The organism is Paeniglutamicibacter sulfureus (assembly GCF_030512175.1).
GTDB lineage: Bacteria > Actinomycetota > Actinomycetes > Actinomycetales > Micrococcaceae > Paeniglutamicibacter > Paeniglutamicibacter sulfureus.
In genome coordinates, this window is the sequence record NZ_JAULBL010000002.1 from 540,604 (window position 1) to 555,319 (window position 14,716).

12 protein-coding genes are annotated in these 14,716 nt (G+C 65.7%); 7 read left to right on the forward strand and 5 right to left on the reverse strand.

The genetic code is table 11. The annotated features are described in order from the left end of the window. Positions 1–60: 60 nt before the first annotated feature. The 3 genes from Q2T94_RS09160 to Q2T94_RS09170 form a co-directional block, all read right to left on the reverse strand. On the reverse strand, positions 61–2,343 hold the full coding sequence (locus tag Q2T94_RS09160; protein ID WP_302263775.1) for a heavy metal translocating P-type ATPase: 2,283 nt from the start codon (positions 2,341–2,343) through the stop codon (positions 61–63). Positions 2,344–2,418: 75 nt separating this feature from the next. Next, positions 2,419–2,742, reverse strand: coding sequence for a heavy-metal-associated domain-containing protein (locus Q2T94_RS09165; protein ID WP_302263776.1), 324 nt, complete (start codon positions 2,740–2,742; stop codon positions 2,419–2,421). A 73-nt stretch (positions 2,743–2,815) separates the two neighbouring features. Further along, positions 2,816–3,145: a metal-sensitive transcriptional regulator gene (locus tag Q2T94_RS09170; protein ID WP_264271331.1), complete on the reverse strand. Its 330-nt coding sequence runs from the start codon at positions 3,143–3,145 to the stop codon at positions 2,816–2,818. 83 nt (positions 3,146–3,228) lie between these two features. On the opposite strand from Q2T94_RS09170, the gene Q2T94_RS09175 reads away from it, so the two are divergent. Further along, the gene (locus Q2T94_RS09175) at positions 3,229–4,497 is read left to right on the forward strand and encodes a carboxylate--amine ligase (RefSeq protein ID WP_302263778.1); all 1,269 of its coding nucleotides are present in this window, start codon (positions 3,229–3,231) and stop codon (positions 4,495–4,497) included. A 325-nt stretch (positions 4,498–4,822) separates the two neighbouring features. Here Q2T94_RS09175 and Q2T94_RS09180 read toward each other — a convergent pair whose 3' ends face one another. After that, positions 4,823–5,239 carry a VOC family protein gene (locus Q2T94_RS09180; protein WP_302263780.1) on the reverse strand — a complete coding sequence of 139 codons (417 nt, stop codon included), beginning with the start codon at positions 5,237–5,239 and terminating at the stop codon, positions 4,823–4,825. Between the two features lie 269 nt (positions 5,240–5,508). On the opposite strand from Q2T94_RS09180, the gene Q2T94_RS09185 reads away from it, so the two are divergent. Further along, positions 5,509–6,819: a helix-turn-helix domain-containing protein gene (locus Q2T94_RS09185; RefSeq protein ID WP_302263782.1), complete on the forward strand. Its 1,311-nt coding sequence runs from the start codon at positions 5,509–5,511 to the stop codon at positions 6,817–6,819. Here the strand turns inward: Q2T94_RS09185 and Q2T94_RS09190 are convergent. Beyond that, positions 6,816–8,612, reverse strand: a complete 1,797-nt coding sequence (locus Q2T94_RS09190) for an HNH endonuclease signature motif containing protein (RefSeq protein ID WP_302263784.1) — start codon at positions 8,610–8,612, stop codon at positions 6,816–6,818. The two genes, Q2T94_RS09185 and Q2T94_RS09190, sit on opposite strands and share 4 nt — an antisense overlap. A gap of 255 nt (positions 8,613–8,867) precedes the next feature. Here Q2T94_RS09190 and exaC point away from each other — a divergent pair, with 255 nt between their 5' ends. The 5 genes from exaC to ectB all read left to right on the forward strand — a co-directional run bounded on the left by exaC (position 8,868) and on the right by ectB (position 14,679). Further along, complete coding sequence (exaC, locus tag Q2T94_RS09195; RefSeq protein WP_302263786.1) at positions 8,868–10,391, forward strand: acetaldehyde dehydrogenase ExaC; 1,524 nt, start codon at positions 8,868–8,870, stop codon at positions 10,389–10,391. Positions 10,392–10,566: 175 nt separating this feature from the next. Further along, entirely contained in the window at positions 10,567–11,595 is a 1,029-nt protein-coding gene (gene adhP, locus Q2T94_RS09200) for an alcohol dehydrogenase AdhP (protein WP_217387020.1), read from the forward strand. Between the two features lie 148 nt (positions 11,596–11,743). After that, positions 11,744–12,157 carry a DUF779 domain-containing protein gene (locus tag Q2T94_RS09205; RefSeq protein WP_217387021.1) on the forward strand — a complete coding sequence of 138 codons (414 nt, stop codon included), beginning with the start codon at positions 11,744–11,746 and terminating at the stop codon, positions 12,155–12,157. 564 nt (positions 12,158–12,721) lie between these two features. Further along, complete coding sequence (ectA, locus tag Q2T94_RS09210; protein ID WP_254455710.1) at positions 12,722–13,267, forward strand: diaminobutyrate acetyltransferase; 546 nt, start codon at positions 12,722–12,724, stop codon at positions 13,265–13,267. A 143-nt stretch (positions 13,268–13,410) separates the two neighbouring features. After that, positions 13,411–14,679 carry a diaminobutyrate--2-oxoglutarate transaminase gene (ectB, locus tag Q2T94_RS09215; protein WP_217387023.1) on the forward strand — a complete coding sequence of 423 codons (1,269 nt, stop codon included), beginning with the start codon at positions 13,411–13,413 and terminating at the stop codon, positions 14,677–14,679. The last annotated feature ends 37 nt before the right edge of the window (positions 14,680–14,716 follow it).

A 14,716-nucleotide genomic window follows, 5' to 3' on the forward strand; every position in this document is an offset into this window, starting at 1 on the left:
CAGTGCCCCAGACGGGAAGCGCTGCCGCCACACACCGGCCTCGTCGTGGCTCGGACGTTGCTACTTGCGCCCAAAGCTGCGCAGTCGCAGTGAGTTGGCGACCACCAGCACGGAGCTGGCGGCCATGGCAGCCCCGGCAATCATCGGGTTCAGGAACCCGAGTGCCGCCACCGGGATGCCGGCGGTGTTGTAGACGAAGGCCCAGAACAGGTTCATCTTGATGGTGCCCAGCGTCTTGCGGGACAGCTCGATGGACTGGGCCACCTGGTTGAGGTCATTGCCCATGATGGTCAGGTCCGCAGCCTCGATGGCGACGTCGGTTCCCGATCCCATGGCGATCCCGAGGTCCGCCTGGGCGAGTGCCGGAGCGTCGTTGACCCCGTCGCCGACCATGGCAACGACCCGGCCCTCGGCCTGCAGCTTGCGCACGGCCTGGGCCTTGCCCTCGGGGAAGACATCGGCAAAGACATCGGCCTCGGCAATGCCGACCCGGGATGCAACCTGCGCGGCCACTGCGGCATTGTCGCCGGTCAACAGCACCGGGCGCAGTCCCAGTTCCTTCAGCCGGGCAATCGCCGCCTCGGAGGACTCCTTGATGGTGTCGGAGAGGTTGACCAGTCCGGCGAAGGCGCCGTCGACACCGATCATGATGGCGGTGGCACCGGTTTGCTGGGCCTCGCGCAGTCTCAGGTGGTCTGACTCGTTGAGCTGGACTCCGTTTTCCCGCATCCAGCTCGACCGTCCCGCAACCACGGTCCGGTCTCCAATGCGGGCCTTGACCCCGCCACCGGGGGCGGAGGTGAACGCTGTGGCCTTTGCCAACGGTGCCTCTGCACGCGCCGCCGCAACGATGGCGTGGGCAATGGGGTGCTCTGAACCCGATTCCGCGGCGCCGGCCAGGGCCAGCAGCGTGGCGGCATCGAAACCGGCGGCCGGGACGGTGGAAGTGACCGCGAGGTTGCCCTCGGTGATGGTTCCGGTCTTGTCCAGCAATACGGTGTCGATCTTGCGGGTGTCCTCCAAGACCTGTGGTCCGCGGATCAAGATGCCCAGTTGGGCCCCGCGTCCGGACCCCACCAGCAGGCCGATGGGGGTAGCCAGGCCCAGCGCGCAGGGGCAGGCGATGACCAGCACCGCGACTGAGGCGGCAACCGCGGCGTTGATATCCCCGGTGAATACCAGCCACAACACGAAGGTCAGCACAGCAATGGCCAGCACGATCGGAACGAAGACGGCGGAGATCCTATCGGCGAGCCGGGCGATGGGGGCCTTGCCGGTCTGCGCCTGGGAAACCAGTCGGCCCATCTGGGCCAGGGTGGTGTCCTTGCCGACCCGGGTGGCGCGCACCAGCAGGCGGCCGGAAGTGTTGATGGTGGCGCCGGTGACGGTGTCTTCCGGTCCGACCTCGACAGGCACCGATTCTCCGGTGACCAGTGCCGTGTCCACGGCGGAGTGGCCGGTGACCACGAAGCCGTCGGTGGCGATCTTTTCACCCGGGCGCACCACGAACTCGTCGCCGGGCACCAGTTCGGCGGCGGGGATCTTCGTTTCGACACCATCGCGCAGCACGACGGCTTCCTTCGCGCCGAGGTCCAGCAGCGTCTTCAGTGCGTCCCCGGCCTTCGACTTGGCGCGCGCCTCCAGAAAGCGTCCCAAAAGCAGGAACGTCGCCACGACGCCTGCGGTCTCGAAGTACAGGGCGTGTTCGCTCATCGGCATGCCGATGTGGGCGGTCAGCATCGGGTCAACCGCCAATTGCCACAGGGAGAAGAAGTACGCGGCGAGCACCCCGATCGACACCAGCGTGTCCATCGTGGAGGCCAGGTGCCGCGCATTGATCGCGGCGGCGCGGTGGAACGGCCAGGCCGACCAGAAGACTACGGGCGTGGCCAGAACCAACGCGACCCAACCCCAGTGGGGGAACTGCGCCGCAGGGATCATGGAAATGATGAACAACGGAACCGTGAAGATCGCGGCACCAACCAGTCGCTTCTTCAGGTCGTTTCCGCCGTGCCCGGTGATGTGGTCCGTGCGCGGGGCCTTGGGCGGTTCGACAGTGCCGATGGAAGCCGACTGCGCCTGGGAAGGCGCGGCGGCATAGCGGTCGGCCTTCAGGCTGGCCTGGTATCCGGCTGACTCCACGGTCGCAATGATCTGCTCGTCGCTGATGGATTCCGGGACCGTGATCCGCGCCGATTCCAGCGGCAGGTTCACCAGGGCCTCGACGCCGTCGATCTTGCCGAGCTTGCGCTCAACCCGTCCCACGCACGATGCGCAGGTCATGCCCTGGATATCTAGTTCTATGATGCGTTGGTTGGCGGGGAAGGTTGTTTCGTTGCTCATCTTTTCCGTTCCTGGGGCGGGCGATGGTCCGTGCATCTGGGTGCTCGCCCCGTGCGTTGGCAATCGGGAGTGGGCCTAGGCGTCTGTGGAGACGACGGTGTAGCCGGCCTCCTGGACTGCCTGGGTCAGCACTGCGTTATCCACCTGTGAGTTGGTGGTGACGTTGGCGGTCGAGGTGCCTCCTGCGGAGAGGAAGACCTCTACATTGGTGACGCCTTCAACTTCGCGCAGTTCCTCGGTGACGGATGCGACGCAGTGGCCGCAGGTCATGCCGTCGATCTTTAGGGTGATGTTGTTCTGGCTCATGATGCCCTCCGGTCGCGTGGTGATGGTGAGTCCTTCATTCGAGTTGCATCCGCAGCTCCCGCCGCAGCAACCGCCGTTAGATGTATCGCTCATGTTTTCTCCTGGGGAGTGGTTTCTTGGGTGTGTGGAATTCAGGGATCGCGTGTGCCCCCCTAGCGCAGCCCCCCTAGCGCAGCAGTCGGCCAATGGCCGTGGTGACCTCCGCGACCTTCTCGTCCACAAAGGACTGGTCGCCGGTTTCGATGCTCTGCGCTGCGGCGTTCACGACGCAATGGGAGACGTGTTCTTCGACTAGGCCGAGGCTGACCTTGTGCAGGGCAGCGTTGATGGCGGAGATCTGCGTGAGGATGTCGATGCAGTACTTGTCTTCATTGACCATCCGATTGACGCCGCGGACCTGGCCCTCGATGCGGTTGAGGCGCTTCAGCAGCGCTTCCTTGTTGGCTGTGTATCCGTGGCCGACATGCTCGTCGATCGGAAGGGTGATGTTTTCCATACCCCAAATAATACCCCCTGAGGGTATTAAGTCAAGTACCCCCATGGGGTATCCGATTTGTGCCGGGTTGATAGTTTTGGATCATGCAGATCAACGAGAACCAGCCCTTCGTCCCTGTCATTTTGGGCGGTGACATCGGCGCGTACTCGTTGGCGCGCGAGTTCCACGAGCAGTACGACGTGCTTTCGGTGGTCGTCCCCTCGGTGATGACCGGCATTACCGAGCACTCGCGGGTCCTGGTGCCGCGGCCCTTCGCCCGGCAGGACGATCCGGCGGCGTTCGCCGCCTTCGTGTCCGGGCTGGGACGCGAATTCGGCGGCACCAACGGTGCCAAGCGGCCGCTGTTGCTCTTGGGTGCCGCCGACCAGCACATCCGCTTCATCGCCACCCATGCCCAAGAGCTCGCCGAATGGTTCACCATCCCCTATGTGGGCAATGCGGAGTTGGACCGGGCCACGGAAAAGGATGCTTTCTACGAACTTTGCCGCGACCTTGGCGTCAGCTACCCGGCCACCGTGGTCCACGACTGTGCCGGGGCATCCGCGGATCCGGTGGCTCTTGAGGCGGAGCTTGCCGCCGAGGGGGTTCCGTTCCCGGCCATCGTAAAGCCCTCGGACGGAGTGGCCTGGGGTGCACTGGAGTTCGCGGGCAAGAAGAAGGTCCACACCGTCGCATCGCTGGCGGAATTGACTGAGCTCATCGCCAACGCCTCCAACGCCGGGTACGCCGGCACCTTGGTCATCCAGGACCTGATCCCGGGCGATGACAGCGGCATGCACCTGGCCACGTTCTTCAGCGACCGAAGCGGCAAGGTCCGATTTGTCTCCTGCGGGCGGGTCATCGTCGAGGAGCATGCCCCCGGCGCGCTGGGAAACTCCGCTGCCATTGTCACTCAGCCCAACGAGACGGCGGTTGCCGAAGGGTCCCGGTTGCTCGACGCCCTCGGCTGGACCGGCTTTTCCATGTTCGACATGAAGTTGGACCCGCGCGACGGGACCTACAAGTTCTTCGAACTGAACCCGCGCCTGGGCCGCAACCACTTCTATATCACCGCTGCCGGCCACAACGTGACGCGCTTCTACGTCGAGGAATACCTTCGCGGCGGATTATCCGGGGGAGCGGAGCTAGAGGTCGCGGAGAACTTCCACCTCTACAACATCCTCCCGCTGCGCCTTTTGCGTCGCTACCTTCCGGGCGACATGAAGAACGAGGTCGAGGAACTCATTTCGGCCAAGCGCTATAGCCACCCGCTGTACTACAAGAAAGAAACCAATCCCCGCCGCTGGTTCTACATCCTGGTGAGCACGGTAAACCACTACCGCAAGTTCAAGCGCCACCACCCGGCATCCTAGAGTTCCCCTCCCCTTCGGGCGTAGAGTGATTGCACTTTAGTTCCGCAAGGTTCAAGGGAGAAAAACATGGGTGACTACAAGTTGTACACGGATGCCGAGCGCGCCACCTACTTGGCGCCTTCCTGCGAACGATGCGGGCAGCATCGCCATATCGTGTGGGAGGACAAGGGCGAGAACGAGGCCCATTGGGCACCACGCGATGCAGGTTGTTCCAACGAGGCCTGCACGGGGTGACCCTGGAGGCCCCTGCACCGGAAACCACGAGGCAGTCGTTCCTTGCGACCTATGGAGCGCAAGGAACGACTGCCTCTTCTTTTCAGGTTCCTTAGGACCCGGGGGCCGATGACATGTCCATCCAGCCCACTTCCCACTCGTGGCCGTCGGGATCCAGGAAGGCCACCGAGTACATGCCCGGGAACTCCTCCGCTGCCTCGCGGTAGATGGTTCCGCCATGTTCAAGTGCGCGGCGTGCGTACTCGTCGACTTCCTCACGGGTTTCCCCGCTGATGGCATTGAGCACCTCACGCGGGCCGGCGCCGTAGGTGGGTTTGTCTCCGTTGCGCAGGAACGAGGAGTAGAACTCCTCGGTGAGCACCATGACCCAGATGGTCTCGGTGATCATCCATGCGGAGGCCACGTCGTTGGAAAAGTCGGTGTTCTTTTCAAATCCCAGCCCGGCATAAAACGCATCCGAGGCAGTGAGGTCCTTGGTGGGAAGATTGACGAAAATCATGCGGGCCATGGGGCCGGCTCCTTTGCTTGGGGGAAAGGGGGTGCATGGGCGTGAAGTGCGAAACCGTCACGAACCCATAATGCTCGGGCCATGGGGGTCGGGGCAAGGGTTGCGGGATCCCTGCGCTTGCACGGGGAATGTGGTGACCGCCGTGGGTGCATTTGGGGTTCAGCTGACCAGGAATCTCACCTAAGCTGGGGAGCGCATGGTGAAGGGGATCACACTGGGTGTCAGTCGGTACTCCACGCCTTGGCTCCTTGTTCCCCGGAAGGTGAAAAATGCGTCTCAATTCTCCGGCATCGCCGGCACTGCAGCGCAGTGCGCTGGCGGCCCACGAGACGCTGGGAATCGGGGCGCTCGACCACGTGGCTTGGAAATTGCGCGACGTTGTTCGCGAATCATGGCTGCGGTCCCTGGAATACAAGGGCAAGGCCGAATCCAACGCCCACACGGTGCTCAGCGACGATGCCCTGCGCGAATTGCGGAGCACCTCGCCGTTGCGGCTTGTTCTTCCGGTTTTTGACCGGCTCCTTCTCGAACCGGCACGGGAGACCGGGTTGATCCTGGCCATCGGGGATCCCACGGGACGCCTACTCTGGGTCAAAGGAGACAGCCAGGCCTTGCAGGACGCCGAATCCATGGCTTTTGTGCCCGGTGCCGATTGGTCCGAACGCACAGTGGGTACCTCGGCGCCGGGCACGGCGCTTGCCACCCGAGGCGGAGTGCAGGTTTCAGGTGCGGAACACTTCGACCCCATTGCCCAACGCTGGAGCTGCACAGCTGTCCCCATCCATGCGCCAGGCACCGGGGAAATACTCGGCGTCGTGGACATTACCGGCGGCGAGGAAGCCGTCGCCGCACATTCACTGGCACTCCTGAAAGCGGCGGTGGCGGCGGCCGAGTCCGAGTTGCGCTGGCACCAGGAAAAAGTCGAACCGTCGCAAAGGTCCTTTATTGTTCCTTCGGCCTCCCGGGTGAAATCCGAACCGGTATCGAGGTCAATGCTTCGGCTGACCTCCGGCGCCGGAGCGGAGCTCCACCGCGGCGACAAGGTCATTGATCTAAGTACCAGGCACGCGGAACTGCTCGCGTTGCTGAGTTGGCATCCCCGCGGGCTAACCGGCGAGGAATTGGTCGAGTTGTTGCATCTCAATCCCGATGCCGCCGATGTGGGAACGCTCCGGGCGGAAATGGTCAGATTGCGCAAGGTCTTGGCGGAATTCGATCCACTGCTGGTACCCCTTTCTCGCCCGTATCGGCTCGGGAGTATGCCGCAAAGCGACGCCCGGGAGGTGCTGCTAGCCATAGAAGGCGGTGACCTCGACGCAGCGTTGGCCCATTTTGCGGGTCCGGTCCTCCCGCGCTCGCAGGCCCCGGGCATCGAGGTGATCCGAGACGAGGTCTTTGCCGCCCTGCGGCAGGGGATGCTGCAGGATGGCACCGATGCGCAACTTCTTCGCTTCCTGGAGCTGCCCGAGGTGCAGGACGACGAGGAGGTCCTCGGAACCACGTTGCAGGTGCTGCCCGCCCGCTCGCCCCGCCGGGCCATGGTGGTTGCCGCGCTTGAACGGCTCGAAACCCGTTCTTAGTCGGTGAACATCGGCGGGGTGTAGCCGGCGGTGCGCAGTTCGGGGTGCCAGTACAGGTTTCGTTCCGGGTCTCCGCGGGGCTGCCCGGCCCGGGCAATGACGTACGGGATCCCGTTGACCATTCTTAGGGTGATCAGGCCGGAATGGACCTGCAGATGATGGAAAGCGCAGGTCAGACATCCATTGTCCACGCTGGTGGGCCCGCCCTCCTGCCAGGGCTTCACATGGTGGGCCTCGGTGGTTGCGGCAGGACGGTGGCAGCCGGGGACCACGCAGCCGCGGTCGCGGATGGCCAGGGCCTTGCGCTGCGCCGGGGAGAAGCTGCGTGCCTCCCGTCCCAGATCTAGGATCTCCCCCTCGGTGCCGAGCACCGCGGGGAGGATGTCGCCGTTGCAGGCGAGGCGGCGGATGCTCGCGGCGGAGATCGGGCGGCCGTGGTCGGTGATCCCGGCGTCCTCGCATTGGCCCAGCAGGGCGCGGTAATCGATCAGCACCCCGACCTTCACGCGCAGGCCCCCGGATTCGGGGACGCCGGTGCCGTTCAGGGTGCCGCTGATGGCGGCGATTACCCCGTCCAACAGCAGTTGGGGGGCGGTGCGCGGGTCGCGGGCCTCCCACCACGTCGAGGTGTCCCAGGGTTTGGCGGTGGGGTTCGCAGCATTCGTGCCGTCGGCGGTGGCGGGGGGTCCGCACGCCCATTCGCTTCGCGGGACCAGGTCCGGGCTCGTGCCCGGGGCCACTGCCCACTCGGGCGCGGGCATGCCGACCGGAGCGGCGGCGTCGGAGACCTGCGCTGCGTCGGGACCCGGGCCGCTGGCGCCCGTGGTGCCGGTGCCGGGATCGATGGCGAGACCGCCGGTAGAGGCGGAGGCGGGCGGGAGCTTGTCGGAGCGCGGGTTGGTCCAGGCCTCGGCGAAGGCGAGGATCGTTTCGGAGTCGATGGGGTCGCAGCGCAACAGGTACTCGTCGCAGCCGTCGCGGTAACCGCGGTAAACCATGCCGCGCTTGGCCAGGATCTCCTCGTCGGTGATCGGGGCGCCGTTCTCCGCCAGATAGGTGCCCCAGTCGGCGAGAGCCTTGTGGGAGTGCCTCGGCTCCCGGGTGCGGGCCTCGTGGACCAGGGATTCTTCGATGGCGGTGTTCAGGTTCGCCGCGTCGGGTCGTTCGGCGATGCGCGGCTGCATCGACTCCAGCCGCCCGGCCAGCTGCGCCAGGGTGCCCACGTCGGCGGACCCGTCGGCCGCGGCCCCGGCCAGCAGCGGGAACAGGGGCGCCGACACGCGTGCTGCGGGTTCATCTGGCGACCGGCGGTCCTGGCCATGGTCGGGAGACTCCGGCGGGGTGGGTGCCGGTGCGACGAGCAAACGGCCGCCGGTGATCCGGCGGCGGGCTTCGGTGGCCGAGATGTGCAGGTGCGCCTGCAACCAGGAGGCGGTGTCGCGGTGCGGTGCCATCCCCGGGCATATCCGTTCAGGAGGAACTTCCGCGGTGCCCTCGGCCAAGGCGCCGGGGTCGGCGGCCAGCGCGTCGATGGCGGCCGCGGTGTCCGGGTCCAGCCGGTGCACCTGGTTCGCATCGGCTCGGAAGGCGGTGCGCAGCTGCTCGTAGGCGATCGCCCGGTTCCCCTGTTCCAGCAGGCCCAGCAACAGTGCGGCGGATGCCGCGTCCGGCTCCAGCCCGTCGAGCTCCCGCTGCGCGGCACGCAACCGGGCCACCGCGTCGGCGAGGTGGCGGATCGCGGTGTCGGTGCGCGCATGCCCCCTCGGGGGGATCGGTGCAGCGGAAGTCCTCATGCGCTCGAGTGTGCTCCGCCCACGACCCGGGCCGCTGCCGGAACGGGGAAATGTGGGGGAGAGTGGACGCGGGCAACTGTGGCGGCGGGCGAAACGGGTCATGGTGCAACGTGGATTGCCGGCACATGACGGGTGCCGGGGATAGTTCGGAGGTGCCCGGCGCCGTGGAAGGGACTGATGCAACCTTGCCGCAACGTTGGTGTGAGTAGGCTCACGTCCAGAGTCGCACCACACCACCGATTGCAAGGAGTCGTCATGACGGTCTACGCCAACCCCAACACCGAGGGTTCCCTGGTCCAGTTCAAGTCCCGCTACGAGCACTACATCGGGGGCCAGTGGGTCGCCCCGATCAAGGGCGAGTACTTCGAGAACATCACCCCGGTCACCGGCAAGGGCTTCTGCGAGGTCGGCCGCGGCACCGCCGAGGACATCGAGGCCGCCCTTGACGCGGCAGAGGCCGCAGCCGGACCCTGGGGCAAGACCAGTCCGGCGGCACGCGCCGTGATCCTGAACAAGATCGCGGACCGCATCGAGGAAAACCTGGAGATGCTCGCAGTCGCCGAGACCTGGGACAACGGCAAGGCGGTGCGTGAGACCATCAACGCCGACATGCCGCTGGCCGTCGACCACTTCCGCTACTTCGCCGGCGCCATCCGCGCCCAGGAGGGCGGCCTCTCGCAGATCGACGAGCACACCACCGCCTACCACTTCCACGAGCCGCTCGGCGTGGTCGGGCAGATCATCCCCTGGAACTTCCCGATCCTCATGGCCGTGTGGAAGCTGGCCCCGGCCTTGGCGGCGGGTAACGCCATCGTGCTCAAGCCCGCCGAGCAGACCCCGGTCTCGATCCTGGTGCTCATGGAACTGATCGGCGACCTGCTCCCGGCCGGCGTGCTGAACGTGGTCAACGGCTTCGGCGTCGAGGCCGGCAAGCCGCTGGCCTCCAACAAACGCATCCGCAAGATCGCCTTCACCGGCGAGACCACCACCGGCCGGCTGATCATGCAGTACGCCTCCGAGAACCTCATCCCCGTCACCCTGGAACTCGGCGGCAAGTCCCCGAACATCTTCTTCGAGGACGTCGCGGCCAAGGACGACGCGTTCTACGACAAGGCCAAGGAAGGCTTCACCATGTTCGCGCTGAACCAGGGCGAGGTCTGCACCGCCCCCTCGCGCGCCCTGGTCCAGGAATCCATCTACGACACGTTCATGGCCGACGTCGTGGAGCGCACGCAGGCCATCAAGCAGGGCAACCCGCTGGACACCGAGACCATGATGGGTGCCCAGGCCTCCAACGACCAGCTGGAAAAGATCCTCTCCTACCTGGACATCGGCAAGGCCGAGGGCGCCAAGGTGCTCACCGGCGGCGGCCGCGCCGAACTCGAGGGCGACCTGGCCGGCGGTTACTACGTGCAGCCGACCATCTTCGAGGGCCACAACAAGATGCGCGTCTTCCAGGAAGAGATCTTCGGCCCCGTCGTCTCGGTCGCCAAGTTCTCCGGCTACGAGGACGCCATCGAGATCGCCAACGACACCCTCTACGGGCTGGGCTCGGGGGTGTGGAGCCGCAACGGCAACACCGCATACCGCGCAGGCCGCGACATCCAGGCCGGCCGCGTCTGGGTCAACCAGTACCACGCCTACCCGGCGCACTCGGCGTTCGGCGGCTACAAGTCCTCGGGCATCGGGCGCGAAAACCACAAGATGATGCTGGACCACTACCAGCAGACCAAGAACCTGCTGGTCTCCTACTCCGAGAACAAGCTCGGTTTCTTCTAAACCGCCCTGGGGTCGGCGGCCGGAAAGCCGCCGACCCCTCCAATGCGCACCACCCCCGCACGTGAGCACCACCCGCTTTCCGCCCTGCTTCCGTGGTGCGTGATCAGGGGCCAGTCACCTTCCGGTGCACGAACCCCCTGTCCCCGCGCCATCAACCAATGACAAGGAAATACTGATGAGCACCATGCGCGCAGCCATAGTCGAGAACTTCGGCGACGAACTCACCGTTGGAACCACCGAGATCCCCGAGCCAGGCCCTGGCCAGGCGCTGGTCAAGGTCATCGCCTCCGGCGTTTGCCACACCGACCTCCACGCCGCCGAGGGCGACTGGCCCATCAAGCCGATCCTCCCGCTGGTCCCCGGACACGAGGGCGTCGGCAACGTCGTGAAGATCGGCGAAGGCGTCACCGAGGTCAAGGTCGGCGACCTGGTCGGCAACGCCTGGCTCGCCAGCGCCTGCGGCAGCTGCGAGTACTGCGGCACCGGCTGGGAAACCCTCTGCGAGTCGCAGCAGAACGGCGGATACTCTCTCAACGGTTCCTTCGGCGAATACATGCTGGTGGATGCGAAGTTCGCCGCACACATCCCCGAGGGTTCGGACCCGTACGAGATCGCCCCGGTGCTCTGCGCCGGCGTGACCGTCTACAAGGGCCTGAAGCAGACGGAAGTGAAGCCCGGCCAGTGGGTCGTCATCTCCGGCATCGGCGGGCTCGGGCACATCGCAGTGCAGTACGCGGTCGCCATGGGCATGCGGGTCGCCGCGGTAGACGTCGCCGAGGAAAAACTGGCCCTGGCCCGCAGCCACGGCGCCGAGGTCACCGTCAACGCGTTCGCGCAAGACCCGGCCGAGGCCATCCAGGCGGCCACCGGCGGCGCCCACGGGGTGCTCGTCACCGCGGTGCACCCGGCGGCATTCGGCCAAGCCATCGGCATGACCCGGCGCGGCGGAACCATCGTGTTCAATGGCCTGCCGCCGGGGGACTTCCCGGCACCGATCTTCGACATCGTCCTCAAGGGCCTGACCATCCGCGGATCAATCGTCGGCACCCGGCAGGACATGGACGAGGCGCTGGAGTTCTACGCCCGCGGCAAGATCAAGCCCACCTTCCACACCCGCCCGCTTGAGGACGTCAACGCGGTCTTCGACGAAATGAAGCACGCCAAGATCGATGGCCGCGTGGTCATCGACTACGTCAACAAGTAGCGGACGCCCAGCCCCCTGCCCCGTGGAACCAGGGCAGGGCCAGTGCAGGAACCGTTCCACACCTCCCGCCCGGCACCGATCCCCCAAGACGGTGCCGGGCGGTGGTGTCTGCCATTGGAAACACCCACAAGCACAAGGGAGCACGACCATGGAAAACGTCATCGAGTCGGCGCCGGCGATTGCCGGCGAGGAATTTTCGCGGGTGGCGCTCGGGCAGGAGGCCGCTGACCTGTTGCGCAAGCTCTGGAACCGGCACGGGCCGCTGATGTTCCACCAGTCCGGCGGCTGCTGCGATGGGTCCTCGCCCATGTGCTTCCCGGCCGGGGAGTTCAAGACCGGCGATTCGGACATCCTGCTGGGCACGTTCGCGCTGCCGGACGGCGAGGACGGTGCGTTGGGCTCCCTGGACTTCTGGATGAGCCGGGAGCAGTTCGAGTACTGGAAGCACACCAAGCTGACCATTGATGTGGTTCCCGGACGAGGCTCGGGGTTCTCCGTGGAAGCGCCCGAGGGCAAGAGGTTCCTGATCCGCAGCGAGATCATCGAGTTTCCTGAACGCTAAAGGCGGCTCCCACCCGCAGGAAAGCACCGCAGCGTACCGTCAGGCACGTATCCCGGAAGCTAGGCCGCGGTTTACGTGCAAGCCTTAGGGGGGTAAGCGGCGCCCGGTTTGGCCAACTCCATTGGCAGGCGAAAGCGGGGTCGGGATTGACGGCCAGGGTTCCCTGGATCCCGGTGGCCACGGGGAACGGGTCTCTGCATACCCGGTGTGGCGTCATACCCGGTGTGGCGTCGATTTCGGGTCTCCGGCGATCGCCCGCAACAGAGGTAGATGCTCCGATGAGCGGATTCATTCGGCGACGTTGCAGCTTTCCCGCATGCCAGTCCGCTCCTTCAATGTCGACCACTCTGCCCCCGGATCGCGCCCGGGGCCGTGGGACCCTTCGTAATATAACAAAATGATAACGGTATTTCGGGCCTTTTTCGGGTCCCGCTCGACCCCCGCGCTTCCTTAGTCGCCCATGGGATGCCTCCGAATGGGCCGGCAGCCCCGGCGTTGGCCGATTCTTGTCAAATCCCCGGACTCGGGGTTGAGTTCTGCTGACATATGGCTACGTTGGAATGGATGGTTGAAGAACTCGAAAACACATTGTCCGAGGCAACATTCCGCCAACCAGCAGTATCCGACGGCCGCGCCCTGTGGCAGATGGCCCACGACAGCCAAGTACTGGACGTGAACACTTCGTACGCGTACCTGCTCTGGGCCCGCGACTTCGCCGAGACGTCGCTCATCGCCGAAATCGACGGTGCCCCGGCCGGCTTCGTCACCGGCTACCTGCGCCCCGAGGACCCGGGAACACTCATGGTGTGGCAGGTCGCCGTGGGTGCCGACTTCCAGCAGCGCGGCCTGGCTGCGGCCATGCTCGACGAATTGGCAACACGCAGCGGCGCGGAACTGCTCGAGACCACGGTCACCGATGACAACGCGCCTTCCAACCGGCTGTTCACCCGTTTCGCCGAACGGCACGGTGCCGAACTGACCCGGACGGCGTTGTTTACCCCCGAGCTCTACCCGGACGACCACGACACCGAGTACCTGTACAGGATCGGCCCGCTGGGGCATGGCACCAATTCACCGGTGCCTGAACTGGCTGCCGCCGGAAGCCGCTAGCGGCACCATTTCCTGACCACGCCGTATCCATTGCGGCCAGCGGGCGGCCCGACCTGCCCGCACCACCATCAGTATCTTCGCACCGAGGCCAGCTCCTTCGAGGACCGGCCGCAGCTTTGTCATACCTATTGAAGGGAAAGACCATGAGCAATATTTTTGAAACCCTGGAATCCGAAGTCCGCAGCTACTGCCGCAGCTGGCCCGTCGTGTTCACGCACGCCAAAGGCGCCACGCAGACTTCCGAGGACGGGACCGAGTACCTGGACTTCTTCTCCGGCGCCGGCGCCCTGAACTACGGGCACAACAACCCCGCGCTGACCAAGCCGTTGCTGGACTACCTTTCCAGCGGCGCGGTCGTCCACTCGATGGACATGATGACCCCGGCCAAGCGAGAGTTCCTTGTGACGTTCCAGGAACTGATCCTCAAGCCGCGCCACCTTGACTACAAGGTCATGTTCCCGGGCCCGACCGGCACCAACACGGTGGAGGCCGCCCTGAAGCTGGCCCGCAAGGTCACCGGGCGCCAGCACATCCTCTCCTTCACCAACGCGTTCCACGGCATGACCCTGGGCTCGCTGTCGGTCACCGGCAACTCGCTCAAGCGCAAGGGCGCCGGCATCCCGCTGACCAACAGCTCCAAGATCCCCTACGATGACTACTTCGACGGCACCACCGCCGACTTCATGTGGCTCGAGCGGGTCCTGGAGGATTCGGGCTCCGGCGTGGACAAGCCGGCCGCCGTGATCGTCGAAACCGTGCAGGGCGAAGGCGGCCTGCGTGCCGCCCGCATCGAATGGCTGCGCAGCCTCGCGGCGCTGCTCAAGCGCCACGACATCCTGCTGATCGTCGACGATGTCCAGGCCGGATGCGGCCGCACCGGCACCTTCTTCAGCTTCGAGGAAGCCGGGATCGAGCCGGACATCGTATGCGTCTCCAAGTCGATCTCCGGCTACGGGCTGCCGATGGCGTTGACGCTGTTCCGTCCGGAACTGGATGTCTGGGAGCCGGGCGAGCACAACGGAACCTTCCGCGGCCACAACCCGGCCTTCGTCACCGCCACCGCCGCGCTGCGCACCTACTGGGCCGACGACAAGTTCCAGCAGCAGCTGGCGGGCACCATCGAGACGCTGCACCGCGGACTCGAGGAAATCGCTGGCACCGTCGAGGGCGCGGGCCTCCGCGGCCGCGGCCTGCTCGTGGGCATCATCTTCCCGGATCTGGAGACGGCTTCCAAGGTCGCCGCCGAGGCCTTTGCGAACGGACTGCTGGTCGAGACCTCCGGTCCCGATGACGAGGTCGTCAAGCTCATGCCGCCGCTGACCGTCACCGACGAGGAACTGGGCCGCGGCCTGGCGATCCTCGCCGCGGCAGTGCGCACCGTCGCCGGCACCCCGGCGCTGGCCTCCGCCTAATCACCCCCCCGACTTCCATGGCCGGCAACGGCCGCCG

Excerpts from the sequence above, each read along its gene's own strand:
- Q2T94_RS09160 (WP_302263775.1), bottom strand. The coding sequence starts at position 2,343 with ATGAGCAACGAAACAACCTTCCCCGCCAACCAACGCATCATAGAACTA.
- Q2T94_RS09165 (WP_302263776.1), bottom strand. The coding sequence starts at position 2,742 with ATGAGCGATACATCTAACGGCGGTTGCTGCGGCGGGAGCTGCGGATGC.
- Q2T94_RS09170 (WP_264271331.1), bottom strand. The coding sequence starts at position 3,145 with ATGGAAAACATCACCCTTCCGATCGACGAGCATGTCGGCCACGGATAC.
- Q2T94_RS09175 (WP_302263778.1), top strand. The coding sequence starts at position 3,229 with ATGCAGATCAACGAGAACCAGCCCTTCGTCCCTGTCATTTTGGGCGGT.
- Q2T94_RS09180 (WP_302263780.1), bottom strand. The coding sequence starts at position 5,239 with ATGGCCCGCATGATTTTCGTCAATCTTCCCACCAAGGACCTCACTGCC.
- Q2T94_RS09185 (WP_302263782.1), top strand. The coding sequence starts at position 5,509 with ATGCGTCTCAATTCTCCGGCATCGCCGGCACTGCAGCGCAGTGCGCTG.
- Q2T94_RS09190 (WP_302263784.1), bottom strand. The coding sequence starts at position 8,612 with ATGAGGACTTCCGCTGCACCGATCCCCCCGAGGGGGCATGCGCGCACC.
- exaC (WP_302263786.1), top strand. The coding sequence starts at position 8,868 with ATGACGGTCTACGCCAACCCCAACACCGAGGGTTCCCTGGTCCAGTTC.
- adhP (WP_217387020.1), top strand. The coding sequence starts at position 10,567 with ATGAGCACCATGCGCGCAGCCATAGTCGAGAACTTCGGCGACGAACTC.
- Q2T94_RS09205 (WP_217387021.1), top strand. The coding sequence starts at position 11,744 with ATGGAAAACGTCATCGAGTCGGCGCCGGCGATTGCCGGCGAGGAATTT.
- ectA (WP_254455710.1), top strand. The coding sequence starts at position 12,722 with ATGGTTGAAGAACTCGAAAACACATTGTCCGAGGCAACATTCCGCCAA.
- ectB (WP_217387023.1), top strand. The coding sequence starts at position 13,411 with ATGAGCAATATTTTTGAAACCCTGGAATCCGAAGTCCGCAGCTACTGC.